Source organism: Streptomyces sp. URMC 123, assembly GCF_051386515.1.
Taxonomy (GTDB): Bacteria; Actinomycetota; Actinomycetes; order Streptomycetales; family Streptomycetaceae; genus Streptomyces.
Window position 1 is genome coordinate 1 of the sequence record NZ_JBPQTV010000201.1, and the last position, 11474, is coordinate 11474.

At 74.2% G+C, this 11474-nt stretch carries 6 protein-coding genes and 2 pseudogenes; 4 read left to right on the top strand and 4 right to left on the bottom strand.

Annotation, left to right across the window (positions count from 1 at the left end):
- On the top strand, positions 1-1870 hold a 1870-nt coding region (locus tag ACSNOD_RS21240; RefSeq protein WP_436768585.1), incomplete at its 5' end, for a primary-amine oxidase.
- 143 nt (positions 1871-2013) lie between these two features.
- Here the strand turns inward: ACSNOD_RS21240 and ACSNOD_RS21245 are convergent.
- From ACSNOD_RS21245 to ACSNOD_RS21255, 3 genes and pseudogenes are all read right to left on the bottom strand, one after another.
- Positions 2014-3108, bottom strand: a pseudogene (locus ACSNOD_RS21245) (sensor histidine kinase); the annotation flags it as partial.
- 263 nt (positions 3109-3371) lie between these two features.
- Positions 3372-4112: pseudogene (locus tag ACSNOD_RS21250) on the bottom strand (response regulator transcription factor); the annotation flags it as partial.
- Entirely contained in the window at positions 4090-4668 is a 579-nt protein-coding gene (locus tag ACSNOD_RS21255; protein WP_436768586.1) for a DM13 domain-containing protein, read from the bottom strand. The pseudogene ACSNOD_RS21250 and the gene ACSNOD_RS21255, both read right to left, overlap by 23 nt.
- A 356-nt stretch (positions 4669-5024) precedes the next feature.
- On the opposite strand from ACSNOD_RS21255, the gene ACSNOD_RS21260 reads away from it, so the two are divergent.
- Positions 5025-5759, top strand: coding sequence for a MarR family transcriptional regulator (locus tag ACSNOD_RS21260; RefSeq protein WP_436768587.1), 735 nt, complete (start codon positions 5025-5027; stop codon positions 5757-5759).
- Positions 5760-5825: 66 nt separating this feature from the next.
- On the opposite strand, the gene ACSNOD_RS21265 is transcribed toward ACSNOD_RS21260, so the two are convergent.
- Entirely contained in the window at positions 5826-8261 is a 2436-nt protein-coding gene (locus ACSNOD_RS21265; RefSeq protein WP_436768588.1) for a phosphoketolase family protein, read from the bottom strand.
- A 448-nt stretch (positions 8262-8709) separates the two neighbouring features.
- Here ACSNOD_RS21265 and ACSNOD_RS21270 point away from each other — a divergent pair, with 448 nt between their 5' ends.
- The gene (locus ACSNOD_RS21270; protein ID WP_436768589.1) at positions 8710-10032 is read left to right on the top strand and encodes an MFS transporter; all 1323 of its coding nucleotides are present in this window, start codon (positions 8710-8712) and stop codon (positions 10030-10032) included.
- Positions 10029-11474 (top strand): polyketide synthase (locus ACSNOD_RS21275; RefSeq protein ID WP_436768590.1); only part of this gene is annotated, 1446 nt, incomplete at its 3' end. The genes ACSNOD_RS21270 and ACSNOD_RS21275, both read left to right, overlap by 4 nt.

Sequence of the window (11474 nt, forward strand, 5' to 3'; positions counted from 1 at the left end):
CCCCCTCGACCCCCTGACCGCCGAGGAGATAGCCACCGCCCGGCGCGTCCTCGACGAGGCGGGCAAGGTGGCCCCCACCACCCGCTTCCCCCTGGTCCTGCTGGAGGAGCCCGACCGGCACACGGTCCTCGCGCACCGCGACGGCGACCCCGTCGTACGCCGGCTGCGCGTCACCCTGCTCGACACCGCCACCGGCGCCGCCGCGGAGGCCCTCGTCGACGTCACCGCCCGGGCGCTCCTCGCCCACCGGCCCCTCGACGCCGCGACCGAGGGCCAGCCGCCGTTCCTCTTCGAGGAGTTCGAGCACGTCGACGGGATCGTCAAGGCCGACCCCGGCTGGCGCAAGGCCATGGCGGAGCGCGGGATCACCGACACCGCCCTCGTCATCGCCGCGCCCCTCGCCGCCGGCGACCTGTGCCTGGAGGGCCGGCCCGGCCGGCGCCTGGTGCGCTCGCTGACCTTCCTGCGCTGCTCCGCCGACGACAGCCCCTGGGCCCACCCCGTGGCCGGGCTGGTCGCCGACGTCGACCTCGTCGAGCGGCGCGTGGCCCGGCTCACCGACACCGGGGCCGTGCCCGTGCCCACCGAGTGCGGGCGCTACGAGGCCGCGTTCAACGGCCCGCCGCGCACCGATCTGCGGCCCCTGCGCATCACCCAGCCCGAAGGCCCCTCCTTCACCCTCGACGGGCCCCTGCTCACCTGGCAGAACTGGTCCTTCCGGCTCGACTTCAACGCCCGCGAGGGTCTGGTGCTGCACCAGCTCGCCCTGCGCGACGGCGAGCGGACCCGGCCCGTGCTGCACCGCGCCTCGCTCGCCGAGATGGCCGTGGCCTACGGCGAGGCCGAGCCCGCCCGCAACTGGGTCGCCTTCCTCGACGCCGGCGAGTACACCCTCGGCCGCAACGCCAACGCCCTGCGGCTGGGCTGCGACTGCCTCGGCGAGATCAGTTACGTCGACGCCGTCCTCGCCGACGACCACGGCAACCCCGAGACCCTGCCCAACGCCATCTGCGTCCACGAGGAGGACACCGGCCTGCTCTGGAAGCACACCGACATCTTCAACGGCATGGCCGTCGAGAGCCGCCGCTCCCGCCGGCTCGTCGTCTCGTACATCGCCACCGTCGGCAACTACGACTACGGCTTCTACTGGTACCTCTACCAGGACGGCACGATCTCCTTCGAGGTCAAGGCCACCGGCATCGTGCAGACCTACGCCACCGAGCCGGGCGCGGGTTCGCCGCACGCCACCGAGGTCGCCCCCGGCCTGCTCGCCCCCTACCACCAGCACCTGTTCTGCGTGCGGCTCGACCCGGCCGTCGACGGGCCCGCCAACACCGTCGAGGAACTCGACGTCGTGCCCGTGCCCACCGGGCCCGACAACCCGGCGGGCAACGCGTTCACCGTCCGCGCCACCCCGCTGGCCGACAGCGCGGAGGGGGGCAGGGTCGCCGACGCCACGGTCGGCCGCCGCTGGCGGATCACCAACCCGAACTCCCGCAACCGGATGGGCGCGCCCGTCGCCTACACCCTCGTCCCGGAGGCCAACCCGGTGGTGCTCGCCCGGCCCGGCTCGGCGGTCGCCCGCCGGGTCGCCTTCGGCACCCGGCACCTGTGGGTCACCCGGCACCGGCCCGAGCGGCGCTACCCCGCGGGCGACTACCCCAACCAGCACCCCGGCGGGGGCGGGGTCGCCCAGTGGGCGCGGGGCGGGGAGTCCCTGGAGAACACGGAGCTGACCCTCTGGCACACGTTCGGGCCGACGCATCTGCCGCGGCTGGAGGACTGGCCGGTGATGCCGGTCGACACCTGCGGCTTCACCCTGCGGCCGACGGGCTTCTTCGACCGCAACCCCACGCTCGACCTGCCCTGACGAGTGGGCGGATGGACGGGCGGCCGGGCGGACGGGCGGACGGGCGGCCGGCGGGCTGGCGGTACGGGTTCGGGGCGCGCGGTGACGGGCGTACGGCGGTGGGCCCCAGCGCTCGGGGCGCGTGGCGGGCGCGCGGTAGCGGGCGCCTCAACGATCCCGCGCACGATCGCGAGCCCCAGCCCCGCCCCCGTATCGCCGTGCCGCCGGCCGCCCGCGCCCGGCTCCGCCTCCGAGCCGCTGCCGCTCGCCGCCGGGGGCGTGCGCGCCGTGCCGCCGCGCCACCCCGTGTCGAACACCCGGGGCAGGTCCTCGTCCGGGATGCCGCCGCAGCCGTCCTCGACGGCCACCACCACCCGGTCGCCCTCGCGGCGGGCACTGACCGCGACCGTGCCCTCGGCCGGTGTCGCCCGGACCGCGTTGACCAGCAGGTTGCCCAGGACCCTGGTCATCTCGTGGCCGTCCACCCGCACCGGCAGCCGGGCCACCCCGCCGTCCACGAGCCGTACGCCGTGCCGTTCGGCGAGCGGCCGGGCGCCGGCGAGCGCGTCGTCGACCAGGTCGTAGACCGAGACCCGGGACAGGCTCAAGGACAGCGCGCCGGCCTGGATGCGGGAGAGCTCGAAGAGGTCGTCCACCATGCCGGACAGCCGGTCCACCTCCGTCCGGATGCGGGCGTGATAGCGCGCGGGGTCGGCGGCCACGCCGTCCTCCAGCGCCTCCGCCATGGCCCGCAGGCCCGCCAGCGGGGTGCGCAGGTCGTGCGAGATCCAGGCGATCAGCTCGCGCCGCGAGTCCTCCAGGTCCCGCTCGCGCCGCCGGGAGGCGGCCAGCCGCGCGCTGGTCTCCTCCAGGGCGCGGGCGAGCGCGGCCAGTTCGGCGGTGGGCGGGTCGGCGGGGGCGGCGAAGCCGCCCTCGCTGCCGACCGTGCGGGCCGCCGCCGCCAGCTCCCGGCCGCCCGCGGCGATCCGGCGGCCGAAGACCAGCGCGGCGGCCAGCGAGACGACCGCCGACATGCCCACCACGACCAGCACCACCCGCAGATCGTGGGCGGAGAGGAACATCTCCACGGCGACCGCGACCGTGCCGGCCGCCATGGCCGCGACGGCGAGCGCCGCCACGGTGAACAGCGAGAGCACCACGGAGCGGCGGCGCAACAGCCGTACGGCGGGAGCGAAGACCAGCCCGGCGCCGCCGGCGCCGCCGGCGGCGAGAAGGGCGATCAGCAGCAGATCCCTCATGCCGACGCCCCGCTGCCGGGCCCAGCAGCGGGGCGGGCGTCTGGGCTCGGCCCGCCCGTGGGGCCGCCACCCTGCCCGTCTGCCGGGTTGACCTTGGCCTTCGGCCCGCCGCCGGGCCAGCCGGCGGGGCCCTGCCCGCCCGCTGGGCCGCACTCGGCCTTCGGCCCGCTGCCAGGGCGGGCGTCGGGGCCCTGCCCGGCCGGCGGGTCGGCCTCCGGGCCTTGCCCGTCCGTCGGGCCGGGCCCGGCCTTCGGCCCGTCGCCGGGGGCGAAGCGGTAGCCCGCGCCCCACACCGTCTGGATCAGTCGGGGCGCGGCCGGGTCGTCCTCGATCTTCTCGCGCAGCCGCCGCACATGCACCGTCACCGTGGAGAGATCGCCGAACTCCCAGCCCCACACCTGGCGCAGCAGTTCCTCGCGGCCGAAGACCTGCCCCGGGTGGCGGAGCAGGAACAGCAGCAGATCGAACTCCCGGGCGGTCAGCGGCAGCTCCCGCCCGGCGCGCTCGGCCCGGCGCGCGCCGGGGTCCGCGACGAGTTCCCCGGCCCGGACCGGGGCGGCGGGCGTGGCGGCCGGCGGCGGGGCCTCCGCGCGCCGGAGCACCGAGCCCACCCGCAGCACCAGCTCCCGCGGGCTGAACGGCTTGCTGACGTAGTCGTCCGCGCCCAGCTCCAGCCCGAGAATCCGGTCCGCCTCGTCACCGCGCGCGGTGAGCATGACCACCGGGACCGGAGGGGCGCCCTCGGCCTCGCCGGCCGCGCGCAGCCGGCGGCACACCTCCAGCCCGTCCAGGCCGGGCAGCATCAGGTCGAGGACGACCAGGTGCGGCCGGAAGGCGGCGGCGCGGTCGAGGGCGGCGAAGCCGTTGGCGACGTGGGCCACCTGGTAGCCGGCGCGGGCGAGGTAGCCGCCGACGACCTCGGCGACGGTCGGGTCGTCCTCGACGACGAGAATTCGGCGGGCGGGGTCGCTGGTCACGGCGTCACCGGCCGGCCGGGGCGAGATCGGCGGCGCCGAAGGAGACGGAGAACCGCTCGCACCAGATGACGGCGCTGCGGAACCGCGACAGATCGGTGCCGGCCGGGATGGTGTAGTTCTGGTTGCCGAGGTTGCCCTTCAGCCCGGCGAGCTGTACGGCGCCCTCGCCCAGCCCCCGCTCCACGGCCGCGGCGTCCCGGGTCGACAAATACACCCGCACATCGGGACCTTCCGAGGTGCTCAGGTCCTCCAGCCGCAGCAGCCCCGTGCCGTCGGTCAGCCGCAGGACACGGGCGGTGCCGGTGGTGGTGTGCTCATGGGAGACGAACCGCCCGGAGGACTGCTCCCCGGCCCCGGCGGCCCGGTCGCGCCCGGCGGCGGCCCCGCCCGGTGCGGTGCCCGGCGCGGTGGCGCGCGGCGCGGTGGGGGCCGGGGCGGCGCCGGAGGGCAGCTGCTCGTTCACGGTGGTGTCGGTGAACGCCTTCCACGGCTGGAAGGCGTACAGGCCGACCGCGGCGACGAGGGCGAACGCGGCGAGGACGGGCACGATCACGCGCCACGACGGACGGATGCGGCTGGGCATCGGGGCCTCCGGGAAGGTTCGGGCGGGCGGACGGGGCCGCCGGCCCTCGGGCTCATGCTCCCAGCCAACCGGCGGCGGCGGGCCGCCGCACGCCGTCCCGCCCGCCCGTAAGACTCCGGTAATCTCCCCGGGTCCGCCGTTTCCGGTGACGGAAAAGCTACGTTGCGTTCTCGTACGCGGCAACAGGAGAGTCGCGCGAAAGGCGCTTCGGAGCAGGTTGTGGCGGCGCATTCGATGCGGCGTCAAAGGCTTCAGCGCAACAATCCCGCTCCGTGTGTTGCAATGACCTGAAGGTGGACCCTAGGGTGGCGGCGTCCGGACCGCGAAGGTCGGACAGGGCCACGAAGGAGACCGCGATGCCGGGAGGCCGGCTCACCCAGCAGGAACGCCAGCAGATCGCGCTGGGACTGGCCGACGGCCTCGCGTACGCGGAGATCGCCCGCCGCCTCGGCCGCCCCACCTCGACGGTCACCCGCGAGGTGATGCGCAACGGCGGACCCACCTCGTACCGCGCCGACCTGGCCCACCGCGCCACCGAACACCGCGCCCACCGCCGCAGAAAGGCCGCGCCCCGGGACCCGAACACGCCCCCGCCGGCGCACGGGCGCGACCCCGAGGCCGTGCGCGAGTACGAGGAGGTGTTCACCACCGTCTTCATGCAGTCGGGCCTGCCCAAGATGACGGCCCGGGTGCTGGTCTGCCTCTACACCACGGACGAGGGCAGCCTCACCGCGGCCGACCTCGTCCGGCGCCTCCAGGTCAGCCCGGCGTCCGTCTCCAAGGCGATCGCGTTCCTGGAGGCCCAGGGACTCGTCCGCCGGGAGCGCGACGACCGCCGCCGTGAGCGCTACGCCGTCGACAACGACGTCATGTACCAATCGACGATGGCCGGTGCCCGCGCCACCGCCCAGCTCGGCGAGACCGCGCGCCAGGGCGTCGGCATCCTCGGCCCCGGCACGCCGGCCGCCGCCCGCCTGGAGAACATCGCCCGCTTCGTCGACTTCATCTCCGAGAGCATCGCCCGCGCCGCGGACCAGGCCCGCGAGATCCTCCACACGCGACCCGAGGGGACCCCGGACAGCGCGGGTTGAGCCACCCGTCGGCGCCACCCTGGCCACCCGTCGGCGTCGCCTCGCGCCACCCGTCATGCCACCACATCAGTGCCGGTGGTGCCCCGGCCACGACCACTGCGCCACCTCCGGCATGTCCACGCCGTGCTCCCGTACGTACGCGTGGTGCCGGGTGCGCGCGTCGGCCATCTCCTGGCGCACCTCCACCGCCCGCACCCCGAGCCCCGGCACCCGGTCGATGACGTCCATGACCAGGCGGAAGCGGTCGAGGTCGTTGCGGACGACCATGTCGAACGGGGTCGTGGTGCTGCCCATCTCCTTGTAGCCGCGGACATGGAGCTGGCCGTGGCCGCTCCGCCGGTAGGCCAGCCGGTGCACCAGCCACGGATATCCGTGGTACGCGAAGATCACCGGCCGGTCGCGGGTGAACAGCGCGTCGTACTCCGCGTCCGGCATGCCGTGCGGATGCTCCTCGCGGGGCATCAGCCGCGTCATGTCGACGACGTTGACCACCCGGACCCGCAGCTCGGGCAGGTGCCGGCGCAGCAGGTCGGCCGCGGCCAGCACCTCCAGGGTCGGTACGTCGCCGGCGCAGGCGAGCACCACGTCCGGCTCGCCGCGGCCGTTGTCCTCCGTGCCCGCCCAGGGCCACACCCCCGCGCCGCGGGCGCAGTGGGCGCGCGCCTCCTCCAGCGTGAGCCAGTCCGGGCACGGCTGCTTGCCCGCGACGATCACGTTCACCAGGTCGCGGCTGCGCAGCGCCTGGTCGGCGACGCACAGCAGGGTGTTGGCGTCCGGCGGCAGATGAACCCGTACGACGTGCGGGCTCTTGTTGAGGACGTGGTCGACGAAGCCGGGGTCCTGGTGCGAGAAGCCGTTGTGGTCCTGGCGCCACACGTGCGAGGTGAGCAGGTAGTTGAGGGAGGCGACGGGCCGCCGCCAGGGCAGGTCGCGGGCGGTCCTGAGCCACTTGATGTGCTGGTTGACCATGGAGTCGACGATGTGGACGAACGCCTCGTAGCAGGAGAACACGCCGTGCCGGCCGGTCAGCAGATAGCCCTCCAGCCAGCCCTGGCACAGGTGCTCGGAGAGCACCTCCATCACCCGGCCGTCGCGCGCCAGGTGCTCGTCGCCCGGCAGCGTCTCCGCCTGCCAGGCGCGGCCGGTGGCGCCGTACACCGCCTGCAGGCGGTTCGAGTCCGTCTCGTCCGGCCCGAACACCCGGAAGTCCCGCCGGTCGGCGGTGTCCGCCATGATCCTGGCGAGCAGGCCGCCGAGGACCTTGGTCGGCTCGTGGACCTCGGTGCCCGGCTTGCCCACCGGCACGGCGAAGGGTTCGAGGGCGGGCAGGGGCAGCGAGCGCAGCAGCCGGCCGCCGTTGGCGTGCGGGGTGGTGCCGAGGCGGGCGTCGCCCTCGGGCACCTGCCGCAGCACCTCCGGGCGGGGCCGGCCCTCGTCGTCGAACAGTTCGCCGGGCCGGTAGGAGCGCAGCCACTCCTCCAGCAGCCGCAGGTGCCCGGGGTCGTCGCGGACGCCGGACAGCGGGACCTGGTGGGCGCGCCAGGTGCCCTCCACCGGCTCCCCGTCCACCTCGGCCGGGCAGGTCCAGCCCTTGGGCGTGCGCAGCACGACGACCGGCCAGCGGGGCCGCTCCGTCGCGCCCTCCTCGCGGGCCGCCCGCTGGGCCTCGGCGATCCGGTCGAGGGCGGTGTCCAGGGCCGCCGCCATCGCCCGGTGCACCTGGCGCGTATCGTCCCCGGCGACATGGATCGGCTCGTGGCCGTAGCCGCGCAGCAGCGCGTCCAGCTCGGCGCGGGGCAGCCGGGACAGCACCGTGGGGCCGGCAATCTTGTATCCGTTGAGGTGCAGGATGGGCAGGACCGCGCCGTCGTGCACCGGGTCGAGGAACTTGTTGGAGTGCCAGGAGCCGGCCAGCGGGCCCGTCTCGGCCTCCCCGTCGCCGATCACACAGGCCACCAGCAGGTCGGGGTTGTCCAGCGCGGCCCCGTAGGCGTGGGCGAGGGAGTAGCCCAGCTCGCCGCCCTCGTGGATGGAGCCCGGCACGTCGGGCGCGACATGGCTGGGCACACCGCCGGGGAAGGAGAACTGCCGCATCAGCCGGGCCATGCCCGCCGCGTCCCGGCTCACGTCCGGGTAGGTCTCGGAGTAGCTGCCGTCCAGCCAGGCGTTGGCCAGCACCGCCGGGCCGCCGTGGCCCGGCCCCCAGATGCACAGGGCCTCCAGGTCCCGGGCCTTGATCACCCGGTTGAGGTGGGCGTACACCAGGTTCAGCCCGGGGGAGGTGCCCCAGTGGCCCAGCAGCCGCGGCTTGATGTGCTCGGCGCGCAGCTCCTCCTGGAGCAGGGGGTTGTCGAGCAGATAGATCTGCCCGACGGCGAGGTAGTTCGCCGCCCGCCAGTACGCGTCGAGCGTGGCCAGTTCCTCGTCCCCGAGCCCGCCGGGGTGCTCGGGGCCCTCGGGCCGCGCTCCGGGGGCCGCCGGGTCGGACTGCGCCGTGGACATCGAACCTCCCGCGAAGATTACCTGTGAGGTACGCGTTCCACGGTGGGCCCGCGTCATGCGGCCGTTCCGGGGCGCTGCACCCCGATGGCCCACGGGACGGCCCGGCCGAGCGGTGGCCTTCGCGGAACGGTCATGCTGTGGCCTTCGCGGAGCGGCCGTGCCGCGCGCGGTGACCTGCCATGCCGCCACGGCCGCGCATTTCTTGTGAGCATGACATTCCCTTTTCCGTGAGCATGACATTTCGACGGGCGTCCGCGCGGCGCGGGAATCGGAGCCGAATGGATACGGGGGCGTGCGACGGATCGTGTCGCGACGACTCATGTGACGGCTCAAATGCCGCCGCTTACACGTCTGTTGGGTTCGTGGGAAAACCTGGACGGGTCCGACCGATTGTGGCAGGGTGAAGATCACTGGTGATCGCCGAGTGCGAGCGAGGGGGCTCCCGGCAGTGCGTTGGTTCCGCCTGCTCGTCGTCGGTCACGGCATCTCGGCATACGGCAGTTACCTCAACATGGTGGCGTTGAATCTCTTCGTCTACCAGGAGGCGGGCAGCGCCCTGGCGGCCGGGCTGTTCATGGCCCTGCGCCTGGCGACCAGCGTGGTCTCGGGATTCGTGAGCGGATGGCTCGTCACCCGATTCGACCGCAAACGGCTGATGGTCGGCGCCGATCTCACCCAGGCGGCCGTCCTGGTGGCGGTTCTGCTGGCGCCGAGCGGCTCCCGGCTCTCCCTTCTCTACGGTGCCGCGGTGGCCACGGGATTCTGCTCCACGCTCTCCCAAGTGGCCCTGCGCAGCAGCGTCCCGGAAATCGTCGGCGCCGATCTGCGGGCCCGCGCCAACGGTCTGCTGGTCACCTGGCGCTCCCTCGCGATGATCGCGGGATTCGCCTCCGCGGGCGTGGTGATCTCCGAGTTCGACTACGCCACCGCGTTCGCGCTGGACGCCGCCACCTTCGTGATCTCCGCGATCAATCTCTCCTTGCTGCCGATCAGGACCCGGGCGGGGCCGGATGCCGTGGAGCCGGATTCCGCGGGGGCGGATTCCGCGGCGGGCGGCGGTCCATCGAACGGCGGCCCATCGAACGACGGCCGATTACGGGCCTTCGTACTGCTGCGGGCGATGCCCCTGGTCGCGGTGATGATCGGCATACGAGCCGTCGACGGCCTGGGATCGTCGTCCCACAATGTGGCGCTGCCCGTGTACTCCAGCGCCCTGGACCCCTCCCACCCGGCGGTCTTCGTCAGCCAGTTCTGGGCGACCTGGGCCGTGGGCAACATCGTCGCCCAGCAGATCTGCGGACGCCTCGCCCGGCGCGCCGGCCGCACCCCCGGCGAGCGGGCCTTCGCCCTCGGCGCCTGTGTGATGTCGGCCGCCTTCATCCTGGTCTTCAGCGGACTGCCGACCCCCTTGGCCGTCACCGTGGCGCTCATCGCCGGAATGGCCGACGGATTCACGGAAATCGCCTATGTGTCCCGGCTCCAGGAAGCCCCCGACCACCACCGCGGCCGGCTCTTCGGACTCTCCGCGTCCGCCGAGAACGGGGGATTCGGACTGGGCATGATCGTGAGCGCGGCGGCCCTCGACCACTTCTCGCCCCTGGGCGTCGTCGGCGCTTTCCACGGCGTCGCCATCGCCCTGTGCGCGGGATTCCTCGTCGCCCTCACGGTCGTCGGCCGGCGCCGCCCGAAAACCGGAAAGCGGTGGAACGCGACAGCCGACACCGCCATTCCGTCCGGGGAAACCGACGCCGCCGTGGGAGGAAAGACATGAACACCCCGTACGGCGATGCCGTCGCCGTCATCGGCATGGCCTTCCGTTTCCCCGGAGCCGACGGCCCCGAGGAATTCTGGCGGATCATCCGCGACGGCGAAAGCCACATCCGCCGGTTCACCGAGAACGAACTCGCGGCGGCCGGCGTACCCCCCGAGCACTACGGCGACCCCGAGTTCATCGGCGCCGGCGGAGTGCTGGAGGGCATTTCCGGATTCGACGCCGCGTGCTTCGGCATGAGCCGCCGGGAAGCGGAGATCACCGACCCCCAGCAGCGCCTGTTCCTGGAGTGCTGCCGGCACGCGCTGGAGAACGCCGGATACGCCGTCGAGCGCCCGGGATCGACCGTGAGCGTCCACGCCACCGCCGGCCACCACCTCTACTCCATGGAGTCCTACCTCCTCAACAACGTCCTCCCTTCCCACCCCGGCGACGACTGGGCCTCCCGGCTCCAGACCCTCATCGGCAACTACGCCGACTTCACCGCCACCCGGGTGGCCTTCCGCCTCGGGCTCACCGGGCCCGCCGTCGGCGTCCAGACCGGCTGCTCCGGCTCGCTCGTCGCCGTGCGGCTCGCCGCCCAGTCGCTGCTCACCGGCGAGAGCGACCTCGCCCTCGCCGGAGCCACCGCCGTCCATGTGCCCCAGGTGCTCGGCTACCGCCACGTCAAGGGCTCGATCCTCTCCCGCTCCGGCCGGCTGCGCCCGTTCGACGCCGCGTCGGACGGCACGGTGGGCGGCGCGGGCGTCGCCGCCGTCGTGCTGAAACGTCTCGGCCGGGCCCTCGCGGACGGTGACACCGTCCACGGGGTGATCCGCGGCTGGGGCGTCACCAACGACGGCGCGGGCAAGACCACGTACGCCGCCCCCGGTGCCGAGGGCCAGCGGCGCGCCATCCGCAGGGCCCTGGCCCACGCCGGCGTCGGCGCCGACACCATCGGCTACCTCGAGACCCACGGCACCGGCACCTTCAAGGGCGACCCCATCGAACACGAGGCCGCCAGCGCCGCCTTCCGCGAGGACTCCGAGCGGACCGGCTACTGCGCCCTCGGCTCCGTCAAGGCCAACATCGGTCACCTCGACGTGTGTTCGGGCCTGGCGGGCCTGATCAAGGCTCTGCTGGTGCTGCGGCACGGCGTGATCCCGCCCATGGCCGGCTTCACCCGGCCCAACCCCGGACTCGACCTGGCGCGCAGCCCCTTCACCATCCCCACCGAGGCCCGGCCCTGGCCGGCGGTGGACGGCCTGCCGCGCCGCGCCGGCGTCACCTCGCTCGGCGTCGGCGGCACCAATGTCCATCTGATCGTGGAACAGGCCCCCGAGCCGCCGCCCCGCCCGGCCGCGGCGGTGGTGACCAGGTCGGCGAGGTGGGTGTCGGGGTGGGCGCGCAGATGGTCGCGGAAGGCGCGGGCGTTGGCCTCGGCGGCGGCCGGGCGCCACCAC